Here is a 20,547-nt window from a genome sequence, read left to right as displayed (position 1 = left end):
CCCGGTGGGGCGGGTGGGGCCTCTCCCGTCCAATGCCGCCGAAATGTCAGGACACTTTCCCGCGCGCGCCCGCGTACATGCGCGCGTAGCACAAGGCATGCCATGTGACATCTCCGGGAGACCGGACCGGAAGCGCCCCACCAGCCCCACATGCCCCACCGGCCTAGTGTCTGGTCTGGTTGCAGTTTAGATTACAATGTGCCGACAAAACCTACATTCCCCCTTGCCAGAGTACACATGCGATGTACATAATGTAGTATCGACCAAGACGAGGTTTGGCGATCACAATAACCTGAATACACGTCGCCCGAGGACCTGAGTATGTACCGACAGCTGATACTGCGAACGCCTGAGGTGAGTTCGCTTCCGCGCGAATCCTGCAGGATTTGGCGTCGGAAGCCGAGAACAGCCCTTCCGATGAACATACATCAGCATGGCCGAAGGGCACGCAGGTCGGGTATGGCTGACTGACGTGCTTGTAGGAGCAGTGTGTGATCATGGTAGATGATCGCAGCTCTGCTCACACCTCCGGCCCCAAGACACAATGGTGTTGCCGGGATGAACAAGCACAACGAGAAATTCGCGAAGACAGTTCAGCACAATTACGATCTCTACAAAGGGATCGACAGCGACGAGTTTATAAAGCGGCACTACGGCGTTAGCGCGATCATCCGTGCGGCCGCTCCGCTTGGTTCCACCGCCGTCGTCGCGGTGACCGCACTTATTACCATTGGTGCCCAGGGCGGACATGATGGCCCTGTAATGTGGCATACTGCCATGCTCACGGTTGTTGCTCTGGCTGGGCTCGTCGCGACCCGCAATCGAGGTACTTATGGCCAGACCGCCGAGCAAGGAAACAAAGGTAAGGCTCAACTTGGAGCTGCCAGAGCGGGTCCGAGAAAGGCTCGAGCGCGTACGGGAATTGAGCGAGGCGGATAGTCTCACTGAGGTCATTCGGAGGGCGCTATCGGTCTATGATGCGCTGCTCACTACGACTCACGAAGAAGGCGGCAAGGTGGTACTCCGCTGCGCGGACGGCACCGAGCGAGAGCTTCTGATGTCGTAGGTTTCTACGGGGTGAGCCTGCTCGCGCGGTCACGAAGAAGCTGTGCGGCAGGCTTAGCTCGTGTTGCCAGGCGTCTGGGCGCTCTTGGCCTCCGCCACCTTCCAGCGCTTGATGCCATGACCAGCCGGAACCGCGACGAGTTTTCGGCCGCCAACTACCCGCGCGCGGAGCTTCGCGAATTTGTTCCCCAGGCGCGTCGGGTCGGGAGCGGCACCTGGTCTGGTCGGCGCTAGGGCCTCGATAGCCTCGCGCAGGTCGTCGAAGCCGTCAGGCGGCAGGTGCTGGCCCCGCAGGCGCTCGGTTGAGTAGAGGGCGGAGATGGCTGCCTTCACGGTGAGCCCGTCTCCCTTGTTGTCGAGCCGGGGCCAGTGGTGAAGGATGACCGAGAGCGCCTGCTTCTCCGGGTCCTCATCGCCCTCGACGGTGGGTCGCGTAAGCATCGGGTCGGCTCCGCCCGAGAACACGATTGCGGCGGGCACGAGCTGCGCCCACGGGCCGAAGGAACCCCAGGGCTTGATGTTGCCCTGCGGGCAGCCGGCGACGAAGAAGGCGCGGAGCAGCGTCAGCGCCGCGGCGACGAGGCGCGTCCGCTCGGAGTGGACCCATCCCAGGAGGTCGGGGTGCTTGAACTCGGCGCGGTCCTCCGGGTTCTCAAGGTCGCTTTCGAGCCGTGAGATGAGCGCCCGGCGCGCGGTGTCGCCGGTCAGGGTGATGTTGTTCCCGGTCGCCACGATGACGGAGCGCCAGCGCAGGGTCGGGATCTCGCTCTTGCCCAGGATGCGGAGCTCCACGGTGTCCTCGGCCGTCAGGCAGCGGTCGAGCGGCCCGCCCCCGAACTGCCGAGTAATGTTGTCGAAGTTGACGAGCGCGGTCCCGCGCAGCGCGTATGCGCCGAGCACCTTCTCCAGCTCGGCGTCGTCGGCCGGGTAGTTCATCTTCGCCGTGGTCCGGCCGGTCGCGATGAGGGACACGACGTCGCTCTGGAGGGTCTTGCCGCTGCCCCTCGTGGAGGCGTCGAACAGGAAGGCGGGGACGGCTCCCCGGATCGCCGGCCTGGCGATGAGCGTGAGGATCGCGGCGATCGCCGTGTACCGGTGCTCCTCGGACTTGTACGGGAAGTCGCAGAAGCACTCGGCGAGCTCGGCGAGCGCGCGCTTCGCATCGTCCTGGGTCGGCGACTCGGGCACCACGGGGAACTCTGCGTTGGGCACGTACAGGTAGCCCGTAGCCTGGTCGTAGCCCGGCGACGTGAGCACGGACCCATCGGGCCGCAGGGCCGGCGTCTCGATGATGCCGACGATGTGCCTGATACCGTCCCACTCCCCGCGGTTCAGGATGGCGTGCACCACCGCGTCGCTCGGGATCGTGCGCACCCAGTCATCAGCGCGCTTGTCGAAGCGCTCCCAGCGCGCGGCGCGCGTGAGCCGCTCGCGAAGGGTAGCAAGGGCCAGCCGTCTGACCTGCGGCGAGCCTGCCACGATCGAGGCGTCGTCGGCTTCCGCTTGGGTGACGTGCACGAGAGCGCCGTCCCGCTGGTAGAGGTCCTCATCCGCGCGGAGCGCCTGGATGCCACGGTCCGCCAGCTCGTGGAGCTCCGGACCGAGCCGGATGAGCGGACGCGGATCCTCGGGCGTGGGGGCAACCGCGGGCGCGACGCGCAGGTTCCCGCGCCGGCCGTGGTCCTGCTCGTTCTGGATCGCGGCGCGTTCCTCCGCGAGATACTTCTTCTCCGAGGTGTTCATGTCTGCTCCGTCCGCAGCTCGGCCGCCTTCCTGGCGAAGCGGCACAGGATCATCTCGGCGACGCGCGCGGCCTTGGCGTGGTCGCCTGCCCATATCGTCGGGACGCCGTAGTCAACGTGGAACGCGACGGCGGACGCCACGATCGCCTTGGGCAGCGCCCGCGAGCGGTACCGGTGCGCCGCGACGTCGAGCAGGGAGGCCTCGACGACGATCGCCCGCAGCTCGTAGGCGCGGAGCTTGTCGAGCTCGCGGACGAAGCGGTCGCGCTCGCGGGTGCAGCAGGTCACGAAGTCGCCGAGCTCCTTGCGCTCCAGCCGGATGCGGTCCTCGAGGCCTTGGACCGAGTAGTCGCCGGCCGAGAGCGTCGCGCGCACGGTCGCCACTTCGTCGGAGAAGGACCACGGCCGCTGCTCGCGCGTGTCGATGACCAGAACGATGCGGTCGTCGCTCATTTCACCTGCTCCGAGTCGCGATCCCAGGCGTCCATCTCGATCTGGTACTGCTTGTAGAGGGTCTTCCGGTTCTCGTAGTCCGGTTTGCTCCTGCCCGAGATCCAGAAGCTGATGACGGCCTGGCTCACACCGCACTTGCGCGCGACGCGAGCCTGTGTGTACTTCTTCGTCAGCTTCAGGAGCCGAATTCCACCTTCCGAGCTCATCAGAAGGGAACCCTCTTGAGCTCTTGCGCGACGCGCGCCTTGTAGGCTCGGGCGTGCGCGAGGTCCTTGTCGATCGTCTCGCCGAACCACTGCCGGGCGAGCACTCGCGCGGACAGGTTGGCCCACGTTCCGCGCCCGGCCGGGATCGCGGTCTGCCGCCTCACCTCCTCCCAGCACTGAGCCTCCGTGCGGCCGGCGGCTTCGATGCGGAGCAGCAGGGAAGGCGAAACGCTGGGAGAGTCCCCGCGCGCCACGTTGCACTCGGCGCACGCGAGAACGAGGTTCGTGCAGACGTCGGCCCCTCCGAGTGCCCGAGGGACCACATGATCAATCGCGTATCTGCCTTTGGCGACTTCCTGACCGCACCAGGTGCAAAGCTTCTTGGCTCTCCAGATGAGCGCAGCAACCGTGTAGGGTCCGAGTCGAGTTATGGCACTCCATCGGCTCAAGGTCGTGTCTCCCCAGAAAATGCGCGCAAGGCGGCCTATGCGCCGCCAAGCGCGCGCGTTTCACACCATCTGAAGCCGCTTTCGCGGCGCTGTTTATCGCCTCGGCGGCGAGATGCCGGCCGGGCTCACCACGGCGTCGGGGCCGTGCTGCAGGAACTCAGCGATCCGCTCGATCGCGATGTCGCACGCGTGGGCGGCGCACTCCGCGGCCGTCGAGATGCCCTCCCGTCGCACGCCAGGCTGGCCGGACGCGATGCGCCGGACGACGAAGAGAACCACCTCGGGCCACGGCTCCGGCAGCCCGTCCAGGAGCCGGCGCAGCTCCGTCAGGACGTCCGCTCGGTTCATGCCCCGACCGCGGCGATGATCGGCGCCGAGCTCACGGCCTCGCCGGTGGAGCCGAACCCCTTGGTGCCGCGCGCCGTGACCGGCAGCTGCTCGACGATCGCCATCTTCGGCGTGATGATCGGGCAGCAGATGAGCTGGGCCAGCCGGTCGCCCTCGCGGACCGTGATGTCGCGGCCGGAGAGGTTGAAGCAGGCGACGAGGAGCTCGCCGGTGTAGGCGTTGTCGATGACGCCCTCGGCGGTGAGCAGGCCGAGCTTCGTGGTGCTGGAGCGGCCGACGATGCGGAGCCAGGTGCCCTCGGGCGCCTTCACGCGAACCCCGGTCGGGATGTACGTCGGGCCGGCCGCGTCCGCCTGCACGGTGACGTCGCGCGCCGCCCGGAGGTCGTAGCCGACGTCCCCTTCGAGGGCGGGGGCGGAGATGCCCGCGGCGCCGCTGTCGAGAACCTGGAGCGTGCGCCCGAGGTCGCGCTGCGTCGTCCCGGCCTGGTACCCTGGCCACTTCCCCGAGCGCAGGAGCAGCAGGATCGCGGCGTAGTTCATGAGGTCGATCAGGGTGTCGTCGACGCTCTCGCCCGGGATGTCCTTATTGCTGATCCTGGCGAACTTGTCCTTCATGCGGAGCAGCACGCCGTCCTCGCCGGTCTCCGCGATGTTCCGGTAGCCGTACGACGCGCTCTTCTGCTCGAAGACGTGCCGAGCGGCCTCCGTGACCCGACCGAAGTTTGCGAACAGCTCCTGGCGAACGTGGTCCATCACAGCCTCCTGGGGATCAGAACGTCGTTGTGGTCAGCGCCGGTGCCGATCGCGACGACCGGGCAGCCGGACAGGTTTTCGAGGAGCCGCACGAAGTCGCGGACCCGTGCGGGCAGGTCATCGACGGGCACCTCGCCGCGCGCGCGGTGCACGCTCCAGTCGAGGTAGTTGGCGAAGTTCAGGATGATCTTCGTGGCGCCGTTCGCCCGAACGGCATCGACGAAGCCCATGCAGCTGAAGGTCGACACGCGCCGGAGCCGCTTGGTGACCGTCGTGAGCTCGGTTTGGTAGAGCCTGCGGATCTCCTCGTCCGGCATGCCCGCGAGCCGCCCGACGGTCTCCCAGTCGGTCTCCTCGCAGTCGGGGTAGAAGCCCCCCGAGTGACCGAGGACCTGGCCGTCGTGCATGATGTGGCCAACCCGGATCGGGTACGGCCGCACGTTGAGGTAGACGTCGCCGAGCAGCCGGGGGCTGATGCCGAGGTCATCGAGCGCGCGCGCCGTGGTGCAGTTGCGGCTCGTGCACTGGGGGTAGTGCGAGCCGTGATCGAGCGAGAGCGCGTAGCCCTGGGAGACCTCGTGCAGCGCCGCCTGACCCTTTTCGAGGGCGTCCAACAGGATGGCCCGGCACTCGAATGAGCTGGCGACGCGATCGGGCCAGAACGCGTCCCGGTGCGCGGCGGCGACCACCTCGGGGTTGCGCATGAGCTTCTCGATCGCCGCGGCAGCGGTGCCTTGCTGCGTCGAGGCGATCACGGTCAGGCCGGCGCAGGTGCGTTCCTGCTCGCGGTGACGCTCCTGAAGGACGACGGCTCGCTCGTGGATCACGATGCCCGCTTGGGTCCAGCAGGCCTCGGTCTTGAACTGATCGAGGTCGAAGATGCTGGCCCCGGTGAGGAGGACGGTCTTGACGGAGTTCGCCAGCGACGCGGCCGGCAGGCACTTGAACACGTACTTGCTCCCGTCGCGCACGGCCGTGTGGCCGCTGTTTGGGCCGTTGGAGCAGGACGCGAAGGTCGCGCCGTGGCGCTCGGCGAGCCAAAGCGCCGCCTTCGCCTTGCCGCTGCTCCCCCACTGGGCATCGAGCAGGACGTTCACCTTTCCGTCGAGCATTGGACCTCCTCCGAGGGGGTGTAGGCTTCAGGGGCCTTCAGCGGGACGAAGCCGATCTGCTCGGCGGCGGCGAGCATCCGCGGGTCGTCGTCGAGCCAGACGCCATGGGTGCCGCGCTCCAGGACGAGCTCGAGCTTCACGTCGACCGACGGGCGCGAGTCGCCCCACCGCCGCATGAGGAGCGGGCAGGGACGCAGGAACCCGTAGTTCGCCGCGAGCCACAGCTCCGTGATCGAGCGCAGCGTGTCCCAGCGCGCCGTCACGACCGCGAGGTTGCGGCCTCGGAGCGGGAGGTAGCGCAGCAGGGAGACGAGGAACCGCTGGGCGCCGCGCACGCACGCGTCCAACGCGACGAGCTCGGGCGCCATGTAGCGGTCGATCTGCTCGGCCGACACGCCTCCCAGGCAGTGCGGCTCCGGTACCGGTCTCAGGTGCCGGCGTCCCACGTCGTCGGCGAGCGTGCCATCGACGTCGATCACGAGGAGCGCCCCCTGGCGGGACAGCGCCCGCTTCGCCTGCGCGAGCGCGTCCCTCATGCAGCCTCCGGGGGCACGAGCTTCCAGGTGGCCGGCGGGACGAACGGCTCGACGGGCGGTTGCCCCCACGCGGACGCCTCGATGCCGAGCACCTGCTGGATGTGGATGCAGGTTAGATAGTCCGGCGCCCTGTTTCCATTGAGCCAACGGTTCACAGCAGTGCGATGCTTGCCCAGCGCTTGGGCGAGCGTCTTCTGCGACCATTCCCGCTTGATCATAAGGAGCCAGAGTTGCCTGGACCCCTCCGAGAATCGTTTGCCGAGCTGGGTTTTGGTAAACCGGTGCATGTTCTCCAGATTATCAACCGTCTACACGGGTGTCAATAGTCAGGTGATGAGTGACAGCTGTCACACGTGGCACCCAGAGTGACAGCGGCGCAGGATCCTGACGTCAGTTCGCGACCACTTGACAGCGACGCGCTCCGCCAGCTACACTGGGGGGCGCCGGAGACGACAAAATGGTCAAAGAAATCGAGCCTTTCGCCCCTACGGTGCCCGCCCCTGGCAGCCTTGCCGAGCGGATTGCAATCATGCTGGAAAAGCGCCAGCTCTCGCAGCACGGCCTGGAGTACAAGGCGCAGCTCTCCCGCGGCTACGTCAGCCGGCTGATCAAGGGCGAGCGAACCAAGATCTCGCCCGACATGATGCGCCGGATCGCCGATGCCCTGGAGGTCAGCTTCGAGTGGCTGGCCACCGGCCGGGGGGACGCCGATGGCGTCTCGACCGCCGCGCCGGTTGCGGCCCGCCAACTGTCGCACCCGCTGGAGGCGGCGATCGCGTACCACCGTGGGAAGTGGTCGGCCCCCACGGTAGCTGCGGCGCGAGCGCTCGGCGCAACCCCCGAAGCAGCCGACCTTGAGCCGCCCGAGTGGGCCGACGTGCTGGACCAGATCGAGGCCGCCATGTCCAAGGTCAAGCTCACCGCGCGGCGCCGCCCGGCATAGCTCGTTCCGTCCCCGAGCAGCACAAGGAACGGCGGTAGGGCTGCGCGGCAACGACCTGCCCGCGGGGCGACCCAGGCCGGAACACCCGATCGCTGGCCCCAATCAGTCTCACTTAACGCGATCCTGCTCACTGTCACGCTTCGCTCCACCGGCTTGATGGATGCCGCGGCACGCTAGTCCTCTCCCCTCGCGACCTAGTAGCTTGCAACGTAGTGCCAACCTGTCAACGCGGTCGAGGCAGCGACCAGTCGACGGAATCGTGCGCCGCATAGCTTAAATAACGGCGCCAATGTGGGATCGGAGCGACGTCTATCAAATCGTCCCGGCCTCGTCCATCGCAATGGTGTCGGATTACTGCCACGCAGCCTGTCACTCTGAGTGCGCCGATTGACAGACGTGCGCTCGCGTGATTCGTTGTGCCCGGAGGTCAGAATGGCTGCATTGCTCCTTCTCGATCTATCGGCGCTGTTCTGGTTCAACTGGTTCAGCTCCAAGCACCAATCTATCGACGCGCCCTACGAGGCCGTCATAGGGAAGGTTCGCCAGCTCGCAAGCAAGCACTCGCACGTCGCCATCTGCTGCGACGCGGGGCGCTCGTTCCGCTACGAGATCGAGCCCGAGTACAAGGCGAAGCGGCCCCCGAAGGACGAGGCCGGCTGCGCCCAGCTCGCGCGGGTCGTCGCCGAGCTCAGGACCATGGGCTTTCAGGTCCTCGAGGTCGGCGGCTTCGAGGGGGACGACCTCATCGCGACCGCTGCTGCCTGGGCCGGCGAGCAGGATCCCCCGATCGAGGTGGTCATCGCTGGGCAGGACAAGGACCTGCTGGCGCTGCTCAACGACCGGGTGTCGCTACTGCATGTCCAGACCGGGGTCGTGGTGCGGCCCGACAACGTACGGAACAAGTTCGGCGTCGGCCCCGAGCAGATGCGGGACTACCTCGCCCTGGTCGGCGACACGGCGGACAACATCAAGGGCGTCCCCAAGATCGGCGCGGAGCACGCGAAGCGGCTGCTCGGCGAGTTCGGCTCCGTGGAGGGGATCTGGAAGGCGGTCAACGAGAAGAACGACGACGGGAGCTGGAAGGTTCGGCCGGACAGCATCCGCGAGTCGCTGCTCGCCAACGTCGGCCTGCTGGACCACGCGCTCAAGCTCGTCACGCTCCGCACCGACGCGCCGATCCTCGACGCGCTGGAGAAGTTCGAGCAGTTCTCGACCTCCCACGTCCGGCCCGTCTCCGGCAAGGCTGCGCCGCCCCCGGCGAGGAGCCAGCCGCCCGCGAAGGCGCCTCCCTCCCCGCCGCCGACCCAGGGCTCGAAGCCCCGGCCGCAGCCCCGCTTCTCCGCGGCCTCGGTCACCCGCGCGCCCGACCGGAGCAAGCACAAGATCATCCTGACCGGCCGCAGCGGCATCGGGAAGACGCACCTCGTCTCTACGATCCCCGGGGTGTTCATCGTGCCGATCGAGGAAGGCCTCAAGGGTGTGTCGCCCGACCACGAGCCGGCACACTTCAAGGAGACGCCGCGCACGCTCGCCGAGCTCCACCAGGCGCTGGACGTCTTCGCCGAGCTCAACACCGCGGACGTGGAGGGCCGGAGGCAGTTCCCGCACCTCGCACTCGACTCGCTGTCCGGCATCGAGCGGCTCGTCCACGAGGCCGCATGCGGCGCGGAGAAGGTCCGCCACATGGACGCCAAGGACTACAAGAAGGTGTGGTCCGCCGCCGAGCCGTTCTGGTTCGAGGTCCAGGCGAAGCTCGACGCGATCCGCCGCAGCGGTGTCCACATCTGGATCATCGCGCACGCCGCGGAGACCGTCGATGCGTCCACCACCTCGGGAGACCTCTACCGCCGCTGGGACATCCAGCTCAAGGGGACCGGGACGACCGGCGTCGAGGCGCGGCAGATGTGGCGCGCGTGGGCGGACCACGTGCTGTTCCTGGACTGGGTGGTCGAGGTGCAGAAGGGGAGCAAGACCTCGCGCTCGCTCGGCCGGTACAAGGGGCGCATCCTCTACACGCGCGAGAGCGCCACGTACTACGCGAAGACGCGCCTGCGCCTTCCGCCGTCCCTGCCGGCGACGTGGGAGGACCTCGCGAAGGCCTGGGCGGCTGGCGTGATCGCGCCGGACACGAAGCTCCGAGCGGAGCTCAACGAGATCCTGCCGCAGCTCGCGCCTGAGGACCGGGCGGCGATCGAGGCGGAGCTGGAGACGGCGACCGGCAACAAGCTCGCCGCGCTCGTCTCGCGGGCGCAGGGGATGCTCGCGGTCGCCTTGGAGGACGCTCCGGAGGTCGACGCCGCGGAGTGAGGTGAGGGCATGAGCGAAGACGAGATGAACTTCGGCGCAGGCAAGTAGGAGGCGATCATGGCGTACGGGATCAACAGGGTCATCCTTTCGGGCAACCTCGGAGCCGATCCGGAGCTCCGACACACGCAGTCTGGGCAGGCCGTGCTGAACATGCGCATGGCCACGACGGAGCCGTACTTCGACAAGGAAGGCGAGAAGAAGGAGCGCACGGACTGGAATTCCGTGGTTCTGTGGGGCAAGCGCGCGGAAGCCCTGGCCCCGATCCTCCGCAAGGGCTCGCAGGTCCTCGTGGAGGGCCGGCTCCAGACGTCGAGCTACGACGATCGCGAGGGCAACAAGCGCTTCAAGACCGAGGTCGTCGCGACCAACCTCCTGTTGCTCGACAAGAAGAACGGCGGCGGGCAGGGCCGAGATGACTACGAGCCGTCGGGCTCTCACGGCCAGGGCTCCACCGACGACATTCCGTTCTGACCATGAGCGCTTCCACGAACACGGAGGCGGCAGCGGCGGCCGATCAGGACTTCTTCACCGCCGAAGAGCTCGCGGCGTACCTGCGTGTCAGCAAGAAGACGGTTTATGAGCTCATACGGGATGGGGAGGTCCCTGGTGTCAAGCGATTCGGGCGAGTACTTCGCATCTACCGTCCAGCCGTGTTGGAATGGGCCGCTGCTGACAAGAAGCAGAAGAGGTGATGCGGAATGACAGTACGTCGGCGTAAGGGCTCGTGGACCATCGATATCGTCATCTGGCGGAACGGCAGGCGCAACCGCGTCCGCAAGACGGTCGGCAACGTGAGCAAGTCGGAGGCGCTCGCCTTGGAGCGGCAGGAGCGGAGCCGCCTGGAGGTGTCGCTCAAGGCCAACGTGGTCGTTCCGAAGTTCGAGGAGTTCGCCAAGGAGTTCATCGAGACGTATGCGGTGACCAACAACAAGCCGTCGGAGGTCGAGACCAAGAAGACGATTGTCAACAAGTACCTCGTGCCCTTCTTCGGCGAGTTCCGCCTCGATGCCATCGGCCCGCAGCAGTTCGAGAAGTTCAAGGCGAAGCAGGTGTCGGCCGGCCTCGCGCCGAAGACGATCAACAACCAGCTCACCGTGCTGCACCGGGTCTTCACCGTCGCGAAGGAGTGGGGACGCCTCGCCACCGTGCCGTCGATGCGGTGGCTACCGACCCCGCTGCCCGAGTTCGACTTCCTGACCTTCGAGGAGGCGCAGCGGCTGCTCGACGGGGCCGAGCGGGAGTGGAGGCCGATGCTGCTGCTCGCCCTGCGGACCGGGCTGCGGCACGGCGAGCTGCTCGCGCTGCGCTGGGACGACGTGGACCTCGTGGCCGGGCGGCTCAACGTGCGCCGGGCGGTTGCGCGCGGGATCGTCGGCACGCCGAAGAGCGGCAAGGGACGGGAGCTGCCTCTGTCGCCGGAGACGGTCGCCGTGCTTCGGGAGCTGCCCTCCCGGTTCGCGGGCAACCTGGTCTTCCCCGGCCGCGGCGGGCACATGCTCAGCCGCGGCGAGTGCAGGCGTCCCCTCTGGCGTGCGTGCCACCGGGCAGGGCTTCGGCGGATCGGCTGGCACGTGCTCCGGCACACGTTCGCGAGCCACCTGGCCATGAAGGGGGTTGCCATCAAGGCGATCCAGGAGCTGCTCGGCCACAGCAACATGGAAATCACCCTTCGGTACAGTCACCTTTCACCGGACATCCGACGCGACGCCGTGACGCTGCTCGACTCGCCGGTGTCCGCGATCAAGGAACGCATGGTGTCGTGAGGCTCGGGAGGGGGGAGCTCGTCTGGGCGGTGAGGGAGCTTCGGAAGGCCCTGGAGGACGTCCTCGGGGGCTTCGCCGCGCTGCTCGCCGTCCAACGGACCGCGCGCTGGCGGGAGGCGCTGGAGGCGAGGCCGCCCGTCGACGTGGAGGCGGAGAGGGAAGCGCTCGCGGCATCCATCGCGACCAACGAGCTCGAGCCCCTTCTGAAGCCTGAGGACTTCGGCGAGCCGCTGCACCGCTCGCTCGCAGCGGCGCTGTCGACCGGCGTCGTCACGGACGACCTGACGCACGGGGAGGTGATCGGCTACGTGCGAGGCCTGCTCCGTGATCGCGACCCCGAGGCGGACCCGACCGGCGCCGTCCTGCGCGTGGCGGCGTTGGCTCGGCAGCGTCGCGCTCTCCTCGCCGTGGACCGGGCGCGTCGGGAGCTGGCATCGCCCGAGGGGAGCCACAGGGACGCGGCGGACGCGCTCCGGAGCGCCCTTGCGCACCTGGCCGGCGGGGAGTCCGAGCCCCGCGCCGAGCTGCGTGTGCTCAAGGCCGCGTATTCGTTCCGTCGCAGGGCATCATGACACGTCTGCCAGATACATGACACCGCTGTCATAATATGTCGGGTGACGTCTCTGCGGCTTTCGGACCGTATCTGAAAATCGCCGTGGCTCTCGATACATGACACGGCTGTCATAATTGGCCTTCCTCTCGAGCCTTCTCGAACCGGCGTGCTGCCGGCTGGGAGTCGTCTGCAAATTTGGCACGTCGAGTGAAAGTTTGTCGGGCGGAGGTTGAACGATGGACAGCATGACGCTCGGGATTAATCAGGTGCTTCCGATCTTCGAGGCGCTCGCCGCGCAGGGTGGCACGCTGCAGGACGTCAAGATCGGCAAGTTCGGCGCGCTCCTCACCCGCGAGCTGCGCGGGGCGAACCGGGGGCAGTGGAAGTCTCATGGGCTGGTCGAGCCGAAGGAGGCTCGCGTCTGGGCGGCCGACTACTTCACCTTCTTCGCGTAGGTCGCCGCAACGCTGACGAGCCCCGGTGATCGGCGGAGAGCGCCGGCCCGGGGCCTGAGGCGTCAGGAACCGTGGACATGTCGAGAGGTGAACCGATGGACGATCAGGCTACATGGGATATCGATGAGTGGCTCATTTCTGTGCTGGAGGATCCGAAGACTTATGACGGTGACATCACTCAGCTCACGCTCATCAAGCTTAAGGACGGACCGGCGTACGTGGGCGATCACGTGAGCCACACGGACACCGAGATCGTCATCAAGCTCACCGGCACCAGCGCGTCGGTGTCGTTCGACCGCGCGAAGGTCGAGTACGTCGACATGTACGATGACGACACAGGGTACATGATGGAGGTCGAGCTGGAGTAGCGCTCGGTGAACCGCCCTGGCCCCGGTGTCCCGCGGAGCGCGCGGGCCCGGGGCTCGCGGCGTTGAGGGTTCCGACTCTCAATATGACGTGTCTGCCAGATACATGACACGCCTGTCATAATGGCCTGGAAGACGTCTCGGAGGCCTCGAGAGCGTATCTCGAATGCGCTGAGGCTCTCGATATATGGCGCCGCTGTCATAATTCCCTGCTTTTGAACGCGGACTCGAGGAAACCAGGCTGTTCGCCGACGGCCGCGTGAAGCTTTGGCACGCTGAGTGAAAATCTGTTGGGCGGAGGTCGCGACAATGAAGCTCACGAAGCGAGACATGAAGCGGATGACCAAGGGATTCACGTTCGCGCCGGACACTCGGACCAAAGAGGAAAAGATCGCCACGCTGCGCAACACGCTCGAAACCCTCCGTGCTCGTCCCCAGAATCGAGCCACGGATGGGCTCATCAAGCTCCACGAAAACATGCTCCAAGAGCTCCTGTCGGGCTCCGAGAACTGAGGGCGTGGTGGGCAGCGAACCAGCGGTGATGGTCACATGGGGCTCTGGCACGTCGCGTGAAAATTTTCAGGGCGGAGGTGGCAATGAAGATTGAGCACATGGGGAAGTTCACCGCGGTTGGTATGAGGGCAGCGATCGACGACCCGAAGGCGCTGGTGATCAACACCTGCGGAAAGAACGACACGTCCGATATCGGCACGTTCCGCAACTGGGTCTGGAGCAACCCCACGAACCGGGCGATCCTGCACGTCTACGAGGACGTCACGGCGGTTTCGGTCGAGTGCCTGTGGCAAGGGACCAAGATCTTCGAGGTCGGCGGACGACCGGACGAGGCGACGCTCGCGGGGGACTGGCGGCGGGGCAAGGCGAAGCGGCCGATCGGCGCCTGGGCCGGCGAGGGAGAACCGCTCATCACCAAACCCGGTGACGCGAGGCGAGCCATCTACATCCCGGCTTTCAAGCGGCTGATCGACTGGTGGATGACCCACGAGCAGGTCAGGCAGTGGGTCGAGGCCGCGAAGGCGTGGGACGGCCCCGTCTACCTGCGGGACCACGACACCGGCAGAGGCATCGACCGTAACGGCCCGATGTCGCACGCGTGGGTACTGGCCACATACCTCAACACGGGTAGCTGGCCGCAGTAGGCGTCCACACTCGACCACAGCCCCGGTGTCCCGCGGAGCGCGCGGGCCCGGGGCTCAAGGCGTTAGAGGACTGGCACGTAGCGTGAAGGTTTAGGGACTGGAGGACGACATGGACATCAAGAATCTCACGGAGCCGCAGCAGAGGGTTTACGAGTACGTCGCCAAGCACGGCGAGGTCGAGGCCGGGCACCTGAAGGCGCGGGGGCTCGACATGCGCGCCGCCAACAACCTGGTCAGGAGCGGCGTGTTCACGCTGACGAACAACGTCTTCCGGATCAAGGCGGGGAAGAAGAGCGCGAAGGCCGCCGTCGTCGAGGCCGCGCCGGTCTCCCAGCCGCCCGCGAGCGCGCCGGCTCCGGAGGCGAGCGTGAGCCCCGTCGTCGAGGCCGCGAACGATACCGCCGTCGCGCCGGAGGTGGTCGCCGAGGGTAGCGGGGCCCAGGCGAGCGAGAAGGCCACGGAGACCCCCTCGGAGGGCAGCGAGAGGGCCGTCGAGGGCAGCGAGGCCGAGCAGCCCGCGGCGGGCACCGAGGGCGGCAAGAAGGCGGGGAAGAAGGCCAAGGTCCCGAAGGCGTCCAAAAAGACGGTCACCACGGCGACCGGGCACTGCCTCTGCGGCTGCGGCGCCGAGCTCGCCGCGAAGCGCCGGTTCGCCCTGGGCCATGACGCCAAGCTCCACTCGATCGTGCTGAAGGTCTTCCGCGGGCAGGCGGACAAGAGCGCGCTCCCCGCGGCCTGCGCCGACAGCTCCAGCGCGACGGTGACCTACCTGCGCGGCGCCCCCTGGATGACGGACGAGATCCGCCAGGCGATCGGCCTCTGACGACCTCCGCCGCGGCTGTGAGCCCCGGTGTCCCGCGGAACGCGCGGGCCCGGGGATAGCGGCGTCGGAGGTTTCCAATGAAAAGGGCATTCGGTCAAGCGCTCGCCGCAGCGCGTATCGCAGCGGGTCTCACTCAGGAAGAACTCGGTCAGCTTCTGGACGTGGTTGCGAGCTCCGTTTGGTACTGGGAGTCCGGGCTCATGACCCCGATTGCCTCCCACTACGAGCAGCTGGTGAGCCTGTTCCCCGCTCTGAAGTCCGTTCCCCGCCCTGGCTCGCGGGATCAGGTGAAGCCGGGACCCGCTCCGGCGCCGAGGTCGGAGAGGAAGCCGCGGACCCGCTCGAAGCCGGCCGCCGTGGTGCCGATCCGGGAGGCGCCCTGCGACTGCGCGGAGCTGCGCCTTTCGTGCGGTCTGTGCCGCCCAGTGCTCGCGAGGGCGGTGTGATCATGGACGCGCACGACAACAACGGGGCGGGGAAGCCGCCGACGGTCGACGACGAAATCACCATGGAGCTGGTCTTCTCGTATGCCCGCGCGCAGGCCATCGAGGACGGCACCCTCATCGACGTGAGCGCCACGGCTCGCGAGCTCGGCGTGAAGATCCCGGTAGCCGTGACGAGCACCGTCTGGGGGCGCTACGTGAAGCTGACGCCCGCGGCGATCCGGGCAGGCAACGGCGAGGAAGGCCGACTCTGGGACATTCTCTGGATGTTCAGGTGGGCCGCCGTCCGAAACAAGGATCAGAGCGAGATCCTGTTCGAGCTCCACGTGGTCACCGAATCCATCACGCCTGCCCTCGTGAAGCTCAAGGCCATCTGCGGCCCCGGTGACGACTGCGAGCCGGTCATCACCATCATGCTCCCCGAAGAAGACTGACACGCTCCTCCCCGCCGCAGCTTCGCAGAACGCCAGCTTCGCAGCAAAGGCAGCTGCGCAGCATTGGCGTGAGTTGTGCCTCCTGGAGCATGGCTGTTACAAGCCGCAATGAAGTGCAGCCCGCGGGTGCGGGAACACCCCGGGCTGCGTGGCCGAACCCCGCTGCAAACGAGGTCCGACATGTTCGTTATATGCTTACGCCCGCCGACGGGCCAAGGAATCGATCCGCCCTCCGTTCGCCCCTGGTCATCTGCCGATCCAGGTAGCTCCTCTGCGCCGCCCGGCCCGGCTGAACGCGGGAGGGCCGGGTGAAGAAGAAGCGGAAGGGGGCCAAGCGCCCGCCTGCCGCGAGACATCCCCGAAGGCGACCGACGATCGAGGCGATCCTTGCCGAACGCGGCCTTGTCCTCGCCACGTTGAAGGGCATCCCGAAGCGCGATCGCGACGACGTGGAGCAGGCCGTCTTCGTCGCTGCCTGGAAGGCCGTGAGGCGCGGCCAGTACCGGCCGGACCCGAAGGACAAGCCCCGGGACGCGCTGCGGAAGTGGCTGCACGGTATCGCCTGGAGGCAGGCAGGCCACTACTTCGACAGCGCGTACGTGCGCCGTGTCATCCTCGACGCCCAGCCGCTCGGCCGGCTGCGCGGGGTCGTCGGCCCGAGCCTGGAGGCCCAGCTGGAGGCGCGCGACCTGCTCGCGGCGATCGGCAGTCTCAAGCCGGAGCATCAGGAGATCCTCCTGGTCGTCGACAGCCCGGAGACCCTCTCCGCGTACGCGCGACGGCACGGGATGAGCCCGCACAGCGCGATCAGCCGGCTCCGCATCGCACGCGCCGCGCTCGAGCTCCGGCTGCGGAGGTGGCGCCGATGCCGGTGAAACGCCATCCCGAGCACAAGCTTGGCCCGCCCAAGGGCGCCATCGTCACGCGCTACAAGACCCATAAGCGCAAGGTGCGGCTCATGAACGGCCGGACCGTCGTGCTGGTGTTCGAGGAGTCGTACACGCGGCGCCTGCTCCGGATCCCCAAGCGCGTGACCGAGCGCCACCTGCGGGAGCTCCGGCGCGCCGGGTTCGATCTCTGGACGGACGTCTTCGGCAAGCCTATCGCCAAGGCGCCCGGGGCGCCCTGGTTCAACGATGCCGCGTTCGAGATCGCCCGCTGGCGCTTCATCCAGCGGCAGAAGCGCCGCCGCAGGCGCGGGTAGGTCCTCACCAGCGCGACGGCACCGCCGGCGAGGGCGAGCAGGTCTCCCAGGTCGCCCGGAGCCTCGGGGTGCCCGTCGAGACCGCGTTCTCGCGGCTCCGCCTCGGCCGCAAGCACCTCGCGCACGTGCTCAAGCGGCGGCGTCGCTCGCGGTAGACTCCTCCGCGGTCCCTTCCCGAACTCACGGTTCCACAAACTCGAAACCCGCCTATGACCCAGCTTGCCAGGTCGCCGAGGACAGACCCGCCTCGTCGCACGCGAGCTCCAGCATAGGGTATGCATTGAGAGCGCCTAACCTGTATTGGTGTTCTTGGCCTCGGGCAGTGGTCATGCTTCTTCATGCCCGATCTGCGATCATGTGCGCACTTGGAGCGATCAAGGTCGTGGCTTCAACGTCACGTGCTGCATTTGCCACTTGCTGACTTGCGAATAATTCGAAACGTCGCCTTTACGCTGCCGAGCATAATGTTGTCGCCATGCCTTAGTCCTGTCGCGGTTAATTGGTTTCCGTTTACGCTAGTGCCACATGACGAGTTAAGATCGCAAATGAAGAATCCGCCAACTTGCTGGGCGATGATACAGTGACGCCTAGATATTTGGGGATGTAGAATTACGATACTATTCTGTGAAAGTCGGCCTATTGAATTAAAATCCTGTAGGTAGAATATTTGTGACTTATTGTCGAACCATACTTCGAGAATCGCGACGCTCGACGAGTCGCACGTGTCGCCAGTGAGCTCGCGTCGCTTGCGCTCAGCTTCTCCTGGAATGGAAGATGTGATTTCGCTAAGTGCTTTCGCGATGTGGGCGGCGACGTGTTTCCACGCTGCGTCTTGGTCGTCGCATTGAGATATTGGATTTGCGTTGTCCGGAATCGGAGCGAGGTGACCAAGCGGCGATTGCTCCCAGTTGCAGGACCGCGCGATAATTGGAATCAACGTCTGGATCCCTAGTGCTGCGTTGACTGTTGCATTGTAAATTGCTGGACTGTGGCATTCGTCCATTGCGAGGTAGTCTGCACTTACGAGTACTGCTACGATTCTGCTGTTTTCGACCTGATCTGCGACATCGAGATCGCGGTTGTTGCCGGGCAGTATTTGCCCAGTGTGCCACACCCTGACGAAGCCTCGTTTTAATCGCTGTAGATGTTTGTCGAACTGCTGCATGTATGGCTCATCGATGGGCGCATAAAGTACGGCAACGCGGAAAGCCATAGTGGAATTACATCTCCCGTATTGAAAGTGACACGGTGGTGGATGGCACACCATCGTGATCCGTCGTTCTGATTATCGCAGCAGCGTCCCTCGCTTATATAGGAACCACCAGCTAGGCCCGTGGCCACCCCAATCTGCGAGGCCAGCGGAGATACCGTCCCGTGTCAAGAGCAGCCTGCCTCCGGTGCTCCCGCAGGGGGAGGGGCGTCCGGCCGCCGTGCTCCCGGCGAGCAGCTCCGGGGTCGTTCCGTTGTGAACGTACGTGAGGTCCAGGATTTAGCCTGCCGCGAGGCATGCCTGCCGCAGGCACGCGAGGCATGGCATCACGCCTCCCCGATGTCGACCGCCCGCCACCATGACCCGGTCCGCCAGGTCGCGGCGAACAGGCCGGAGCTGTCGTAGGCGAGCTCCAGCACGAGGCCGGGGGCGACGGGCAGAGAGAAGGTCTCGTCCTCCTCGGCGAGAACGGCGTCAGCGATGGCGTCGAGCTCGTCAGGGTCGATCATGCCCGAGATATCAACGGCCCAGAGGCGCCAGTTGTGTGGCTCTGGACGGCGGCCGGTGTCCGTCGCAAATCCGCTAACCCACGTTGCCGGCCCGGCGCGGTCGCTGGACGGTGTGGTCGAAACGTGTCCCTTCCTGGAACGGTTCTGGATTTTGCGGAATTGCTGGAACTCAAGGGCCGACGTACGCAGGTAAGCAACGTCGAACCCGTCCAATCTTAGCGTGTAGTGTTGCGTGAACGAGCTAACTCGCCGCGAACGCGCACATAGGGCATTCGCCGTCTTTGTCCCGCTTTATTGTGCTTCGGGAGCCATCAATAGTCCAAAGCCACAGGGCGCCATATCAGCAAAGGGCGCTCGCTGCTTGGTCTCAGCATCGCTGATGCAACACCATCCTCGGACACAACAAACACAAGAGAGCCTGGATGCCTCCATGCCGCAGCTGCCGCAGATTGGTGACGGGTTCCGAGTCCCACGATAGGAGACCGCATATCGGCTTCTGTGGCGTGCGCATCAAGCGCGTGCAACACGGCATCGGGAGGCTTCACGGATTCAATCTTTGTGCCAGCCGAAGCAACTGATAGATCGTCATGTAAGATCAGCGCACCGTCAATGGTGCATAGATCAGCGGCAAACGCGGTTGCGTCACTCATGACGCGCTCAGCTCGCAAAAATTCGGATTTTTGATATCTGTCCTTCAGTATTTCTCTGACCTGCTCGATGCCCCCTTCGGGTCTGCCGACAACAGCACCGCCCGCAGGTGGCTTCTTTACTCCCGATGCGTATAGGATTGCCTCAGGCAAACCTCTCCCTGGTGGTTGGAAGCGATATCCTCCGGAGAGTCCATCGAGGTTCGTGGATGAGACGATGATAACAGTGCTGCCGCGCGCTCGATCCCGGACATTCAATAATGTTCGCCGGATCGCTTTTATGTATGTGGCTGGGTCGAGCTTGTTTTTGTTGGCAAATTTGATTAGTGAATCATACACTGGGCCGCCGCCTAGTACTCCAACGGTACTATCGATGATGATTCCGATGTTGTATTCTGCCACAACGCAGCCGGCTGCCTCGGCCTCAAGGCGTGCCGGCCCTAGCGCTTTCAGGATAAGGCAACCTAGGGGCGTAACTCGATTCGACACGACTTCTCCTCGTCGAAGTCGGTAATCTTCGCTGCTCATTCTAACGATTCCCGTGATGTTTATCGTGTCGTCGTTCTTTTCGAGTATCAAGGCACTGTATTTCGGATTCGCTGTGCCGGCGAGCTTTACCAAGTTTTGGATGCTTAGTGGGTATGAGTTCTCGAACTGATGCACACACCAGACGTCGGTGCTGCGTGGGTGCGCATGGATGGATTCCTTGTCGAGGAATGCGGCGCCGAAGGAAATCTCCCGACCTTCTTCGCGGCCGAGCGTTGCATAGAACATTGTTGTGACGATTTCGCGCAGAGTAGTACTGTCGATCGTCGGTCGCACTGGGAAGTTGGCTAGCATCTGGTCGATGCGAGCTGCGAAATCATCAGGTGAATGTAGAGCCATGTAGCTATTCTCTTCGGCTTGACTGATGCTTGCTACGGCACCTGGCGCACACGTTGTGCGGGCGTCCAGAGGTATCTTCCTGGTCCTTGCTGCCGCTCCAGCTACCCCCATGGCCGGCCCACTCGGCGAGGCCAGCGGAAACACCGCCCCGTGTCAAGGCGGGGCTGCCTCCGGCAGGGTGCC

Annotated in this window: 28 protein-coding genes; 16 read left to right on the top strand and 12 right to left on the bottom strand. The window is 65.7% G+C overall.

Annotation, left to right across the window (positions count from 1 at the left end; translation table 11 throughout):
* Nucleotides 1-558 precede the first annotated feature (558 nt).
* Nucleotides 559-939 carry a hypothetical protein gene (locus WMF43_RS35405; RefSeq protein ID WP_437671507.1) on the top strand — a complete coding sequence of 127 codons (381 nt, stop codon included), beginning with the start codon at nucleotides 559-561 and terminating at the stop codon, nucleotides 937-939.
* Nucleotides 940-1,119: 180 nt separating this feature from the next.
* On the opposite strand, the gene WMF43_RS35400 is transcribed toward WMF43_RS35405, so the two are convergent.
* From WMF43_RS35400 to WMF43_RS35360, 9 genes are all read right to left on the bottom strand, one after another.
* Complete coding sequence (locus WMF43_RS35400; protein ID WP_437671505.1) at nucleotides 1,120-2,808, bottom strand: hypothetical protein; 1,689 nt, start codon at nucleotides 2,806-2,808, stop codon at nucleotides 1,120-1,122.
* A complete protein-coding gene (locus WMF43_RS35395) occupies nucleotides 2,805-3,260 on the bottom strand; it encodes an ERCC4 domain-containing protein (protein WP_437671503.1) in 456 nt (151 codons plus the stop codon). Before WMF43_RS35395 ends, WMF43_RS35400 begins: the two co-directional genes overlap by 4 nt.
* A complete protein-coding gene (locus tag WMF43_RS35390) occupies nucleotides 3,257-3,466 on the bottom strand; it encodes a helix-turn-helix domain-containing protein (protein ID WP_437671501.1) in 210 nt (69 codons plus the stop codon). Before WMF43_RS35390 ends, WMF43_RS35395 begins: the two co-directional genes overlap by 4 nt.
* Nucleotides 3,466-3,915 (bottom strand): HNH endonuclease, encoded by a 450-nt coding sequence (locus tag WMF43_RS35385; protein WP_437671499.1) that lies wholly within the window; start codon nucleotides 3,913-3,915, stop codon nucleotides 3,466-3,468. Before WMF43_RS35385 ends, WMF43_RS35390 begins: the two co-directional genes overlap by 1 nt.
* 93 nt (nucleotides 3,916-4,008) lie before the next feature.
* Complete coding sequence (locus WMF43_RS35380) at nucleotides 4,009-4,263, bottom strand: hypothetical protein (RefSeq protein WP_437671497.1); 255 nt, start codon at nucleotides 4,261-4,263, stop codon at nucleotides 4,009-4,011.
* Nucleotides 4,260-5,018, bottom strand: a complete 759-nt coding sequence (locus tag WMF43_RS35375; RefSeq protein WP_437671495.1) for a dUTP diphosphatase — start codon at nucleotides 5,016-5,018, stop codon at nucleotides 4,260-4,262. The genes WMF43_RS35380 and WMF43_RS35375 overlap by 4 nt, the downstream gene beginning before the upstream one ends.
* Nucleotides 5,018-6,130, bottom strand: a complete 1,113-nt coding sequence (locus tag WMF43_RS35370; RefSeq protein ID WP_437671493.1) for an adenylosuccinate synthetase — start codon at nucleotides 6,128-6,130, stop codon at nucleotides 5,018-5,020. The genes WMF43_RS35375 and WMF43_RS35370 overlap by 1 nt, the downstream gene beginning before the upstream one ends.
* On the bottom strand, nucleotides 6,112-6,666 hold the full coding sequence (locus tag WMF43_RS35365; protein ID WP_437671491.1) for a hypothetical protein: 555 nt from the start codon (nucleotides 6,664-6,666) through the stop codon (nucleotides 6,112-6,114). Before WMF43_RS35365 ends, WMF43_RS35370 begins: the two co-directional genes overlap by 19 nt.
* Nucleotides 6,663-6,884, bottom strand: coding sequence for a helix-turn-helix domain-containing protein (locus tag WMF43_RS35360; RefSeq protein WP_437684152.1), 222 nt, complete (start codon nucleotides 6,882-6,884; stop codon nucleotides 6,663-6,665). Before WMF43_RS35360 ends, WMF43_RS35365 begins: the two co-directional genes overlap by 4 nt.
* A 239-nt stretch (nucleotides 6,885-7,123) precedes the next feature.
* Between WMF43_RS35360 and WMF43_RS35355 the strand changes: the two genes are divergently transcribed.
* From WMF43_RS35355 to WMF43_RS35285, 15 genes are all read left to right on the top strand, one after another.
* Nucleotides 7,124-7,609 carry a helix-turn-helix domain-containing protein gene (locus WMF43_RS35355; protein ID WP_437671489.1) on the top strand — a complete coding sequence of 162 codons (486 nt, stop codon included), beginning with the start codon at nucleotides 7,124-7,126 and terminating at the stop codon, nucleotides 7,607-7,609.
* Nucleotides 7,610-8,041: 432 nt separating this feature from the next.
* A complete protein-coding gene (locus WMF43_RS35350) occupies nucleotides 8,042-9,916 on the top strand; it encodes an AAA family ATPase (protein ID WP_437671487.1) in 1,875 nt (624 codons plus the stop codon).
* Between the two features lie 57 nt (nucleotides 9,917-9,973).
* Nucleotides 9,974-10,387, top strand: coding sequence for a single-stranded DNA-binding protein (locus WMF43_RS35345; RefSeq protein WP_437671485.1), 414 nt, complete (start codon nucleotides 9,974-9,976; stop codon nucleotides 10,385-10,387).
* 2 nt (nucleotides 10,388-10,389) lie between these two features.
* On the top strand, nucleotides 10,390-10,608 hold the full coding sequence (locus tag WMF43_RS35340; RefSeq protein WP_437671483.1) for a helix-turn-helix domain-containing protein: 219 nt from the start codon (nucleotides 10,390-10,392) through the stop codon (nucleotides 10,606-10,608).
* 6 nt (nucleotides 10,609-10,614) lie between these two features.
* The gene (locus tag WMF43_RS35335; RefSeq protein ID WP_437671481.1) at nucleotides 10,615-11,679 is read left to right on the top strand and encodes a tyrosine-type recombinase/integrase; all 1,065 of its coding nucleotides are present in this window, start codon (nucleotides 10,615-10,617) and stop codon (nucleotides 11,677-11,679) included.
* Nucleotides 11,676-12,251, top strand: coding sequence for a hypothetical protein (locus tag WMF43_RS35330; protein WP_437671479.1), 576 nt, complete (start codon nucleotides 11,676-11,678; stop codon nucleotides 12,249-12,251). Before WMF43_RS35335 ends, WMF43_RS35330 begins: the two co-directional genes overlap by 4 nt.
* 226 nt (nucleotides 12,252-12,477) lie before the next feature.
* A complete protein-coding gene (locus WMF43_RS35325) occupies nucleotides 12,478-12,687 on the top strand; it encodes a hypothetical protein (protein ID WP_437671477.1) in 210 nt (69 codons plus the stop codon).
* 95 nt (nucleotides 12,688-12,782) lie between these two features.
* Nucleotides 12,783-13,055 (top strand): hypothetical protein, encoded by a 273-nt coding sequence (locus WMF43_RS35320; protein ID WP_437671476.1) that lies wholly within the window; start codon nucleotides 12,783-12,785, stop codon nucleotides 13,053-13,055.
* 306 nt (nucleotides 13,056-13,361) lie between these two features.
* Entirely contained in the window at nucleotides 13,362-13,565 is a 204-nt protein-coding gene (locus WMF43_RS35315; protein ID WP_437671474.1) for a hypothetical protein, read from the top strand.
* An 83-nt stretch (nucleotides 13,566-13,648) separates the two neighbouring features.
* Complete coding sequence (locus WMF43_RS35310; RefSeq protein ID WP_437671472.1) at nucleotides 13,649-14,209, top strand: DUF6939 family protein; 561 nt, start codon at nucleotides 13,649-13,651, stop codon at nucleotides 14,207-14,209.
* 109 nt (nucleotides 14,210-14,318) lie between these two features.
* Nucleotides 14,319-15,032, top strand: a complete 714-nt coding sequence (locus WMF43_RS35305; RefSeq protein ID WP_437671470.1) for a hypothetical protein — start codon at nucleotides 14,319-14,321, stop codon at nucleotides 15,030-15,032.
* Nucleotides 15,033-15,109: 77 nt separating this feature from the next.
* Entirely contained in the window at nucleotides 15,110-15,478 is a 369-nt protein-coding gene (locus WMF43_RS35300; RefSeq protein WP_437671468.1) for a helix-turn-helix domain-containing protein, read from the top strand.
* Nucleotides 15,479-15,480: 2 nt separating this feature from the next.
* Nucleotides 15,481-15,909: a DUF6573 family protein gene (locus WMF43_RS35295; protein WP_437671467.1), complete on the top strand. Its 429-nt coding sequence runs from the start codon at nucleotides 15,481-15,483 to the stop codon at nucleotides 15,907-15,909.
* Between the two features lie 416 nt (nucleotides 15,910-16,325).
* On the top strand, nucleotides 16,326-16,784 hold the full coding sequence (locus WMF43_RS35290) for an RNA polymerase sigma factor (RefSeq protein WP_437671465.1): 459 nt from the start codon (nucleotides 16,326-16,328) through the stop codon (nucleotides 16,782-16,784).
* A complete protein-coding gene (locus tag WMF43_RS35285) occupies nucleotides 16,775-17,113 on the top strand; it encodes a hypothetical protein (protein ID WP_437671463.1) in 339 nt (112 codons plus the stop codon). Before WMF43_RS35290 ends, WMF43_RS35285 begins: the two co-directional genes overlap by 10 nt.
* 394 nt (nucleotides 17,114-17,507) lie before the next feature.
* Here WMF43_RS35285 and WMF43_RS35280 read toward each other — a convergent pair whose 3' ends face one another.
* From WMF43_RS35280 to WMF43_RS35270, 3 genes are all read right to left on the bottom strand, one after another.
* Nucleotides 17,508-18,326, bottom strand: coding sequence for an FHA domain-containing protein (locus WMF43_RS35280; protein WP_437671461.1), 819 nt, complete (start codon nucleotides 18,324-18,326; stop codon nucleotides 17,508-17,510).
* Between the two features lie 323 nt (nucleotides 18,327-18,649).
* On the bottom strand, nucleotides 18,650-18,832 hold the full coding sequence (locus WMF43_RS35275; protein WP_437671459.1) for a hypothetical protein: 183 nt from the start codon (nucleotides 18,830-18,832) through the stop codon (nucleotides 18,650-18,652).
* A gap of 311 nt (nucleotides 18,833-19,143) precedes the next feature.
* The gene (locus WMF43_RS35270) at nucleotides 19,144-20,364 is read right to left on the bottom strand and encodes a putative sensor domain DACNV-containing protein (RefSeq protein ID WP_437671458.1); all 1,221 of its coding nucleotides are present in this window, start codon (nucleotides 20,362-20,364) and stop codon (nucleotides 19,144-19,146) included.
* Nucleotides 20,365-20,547: the final 183 nt, after the last annotated feature.

It is taken from the genome of Sorangium sp. So ce131, assembly GCF_051519095.1.
In the GTDB taxonomy this organism is placed as follows: Bacteria; Myxococcota_A; Polyangia; order Polyangiales; family Polyangiaceae; genus Sorangium.
This window is presented reverse-complemented; position numbering and strand designations above follow the sequence as displayed.

Excerpts from the sequence above, each read along its gene's own strand:
- WMF43_RS35340 (WP_437671483.1), top strand. The coding sequence starts at position 10,390 with ATGAGCGCTTCCACGAACACGGAGGCGGCAGCGGCGGCCGATCAGGAC.
- WMF43_RS35360 (WP_437684152.1), bottom strand. The coding sequence starts at position 6,884 with ATGATCAAGCGGGAATGGTCGCAGAAGACGCTCGCCCAAGCGCTGGGC.
- WMF43_RS35350 (WP_437671487.1), top strand. The coding sequence starts at position 8,042 with ATGGCTGCATTGCTCCTTCTCGATCTATCGGCGCTGTTCTGGTTCAAC.
- WMF43_RS35380 (WP_437671497.1), bottom strand. The coding sequence starts at position 4,263 with ATGAACCGAGCGGACGTCCTGACGGAGCTGCGCCGGCTCCTGGACGGG.
- WMF43_RS35280 (WP_437671461.1), bottom strand. The coding sequence starts at position 18,326 with ATGGCTTTCCGCGTTGCCGTACTTTATGCGCCCATCGATGAGCCATAC.
- WMF43_RS35270 (WP_437671458.1), bottom strand. The coding sequence starts at position 20,364 with ATGGCTCTACATTCACCTGATGATTTCGCAGCTCGCATCGACCAGATG.
- WMF43_RS35370 (WP_437671493.1), bottom strand. The coding sequence starts at position 6,130 with ATGCTCGACGGAAAGGTGAACGTCCTGCTCGATGCCCAGTGGGGGAGC.
- WMF43_RS35325 (WP_437671477.1), top strand. The coding sequence starts at position 12,478 with ATGACGCTCGGGATTAATCAGGTGCTTCCGATCTTCGAGGCGCTCGCC.
- WMF43_RS35365 (WP_437671491.1), bottom strand. The coding sequence starts at position 6,666 with ATGAGGGACGCGCTCGCGCAGGCGAAGCGGGCGCTGTCCCGCCAGGGG.
- WMF43_RS35300 (WP_437671468.1), top strand. The coding sequence starts at position 15,110 with ATGAAAAGGGCATTCGGTCAAGCGCTCGCCGCAGCGCGTATCGCAGCG.
- WMF43_RS35345 (WP_437671485.1), top strand. The coding sequence starts at position 9,974 with ATGGCGTACGGGATCAACAGGGTCATCCTTTCGGGCAACCTCGGAGCC.
- WMF43_RS35335 (WP_437671481.1), top strand. The coding sequence starts at position 10,615 with ATGACAGTACGTCGGCGTAAGGGCTCGTGGACCATCGATATCGTCATC.
- WMF43_RS35320 (WP_437671476.1), top strand. The coding sequence starts at position 12,783 with ATGGACGATCAGGCTACATGGGATATCGATGAGTGGCTCATTTCTGTG.
- WMF43_RS35285 (WP_437671463.1), top strand. The coding sequence starts at position 16,775 with ATGCCGGTGAAACGCCATCCCGAGCACAAGCTTGGCCCGCCCAAGGGC.
- WMF43_RS35295 (WP_437671467.1), top strand. The coding sequence starts at position 15,481 with ATGGACGCGCACGACAACAACGGGGCGGGGAAGCCGCCGACGGTCGAC.
- WMF43_RS35400 (WP_437671505.1), bottom strand. The coding sequence starts at position 2,808 with ATGAACACCTCGGAGAAGAAGTATCTCGCGGAGGAACGCGCCGCGATC.
- WMF43_RS35275 (WP_437671459.1), bottom strand. The coding sequence starts at position 18,832 with ATGATCGACCCTGACGAGCTCGACGCCATCGCTGACGCCGTTCTCGCC.
- WMF43_RS35375 (WP_437671495.1), bottom strand. The coding sequence starts at position 5,018 with ATGGACCACGTTCGCCAGGAGCTGTTCGCAAACTTCGGTCGGGTCACG.
- WMF43_RS35310 (WP_437671472.1), top strand. The coding sequence starts at position 13,649 with ATGAAGATTGAGCACATGGGGAAGTTCACCGCGGTTGGTATGAGGGCA.
- WMF43_RS35390 (WP_437671501.1), bottom strand. The coding sequence starts at position 3,466 with ATGAGCTCGGAAGGTGGAATTCGGCTCCTGAAGCTGACGAAGAAGTAC.
- WMF43_RS35405 (WP_437671507.1), top strand. The coding sequence starts at position 559 with ATGAACAAGCACAACGAGAAATTCGCGAAGACAGTTCAGCACAATTAC.
- WMF43_RS35305 (WP_437671470.1), top strand. The coding sequence starts at position 14,319 with ATGGACATCAAGAATCTCACGGAGCCGCAGCAGAGGGTTTACGAGTAC.
- WMF43_RS35315 (WP_437671474.1), top strand. The coding sequence starts at position 13,362 with ATGAAGCTCACGAAGCGAGACATGAAGCGGATGACCAAGGGATTCACG.
- WMF43_RS35395 (WP_437671503.1), bottom strand. The coding sequence starts at position 3,260 with ATGAGCGACGACCGCATCGTTCTGGTCATCGACACGCGCGAGCAGCGG.
- WMF43_RS35355 (WP_437671489.1), top strand. The coding sequence starts at position 7,124 with ATGGTCAAAGAAATCGAGCCTTTCGCCCCTACGGTGCCCGCCCCTGGC.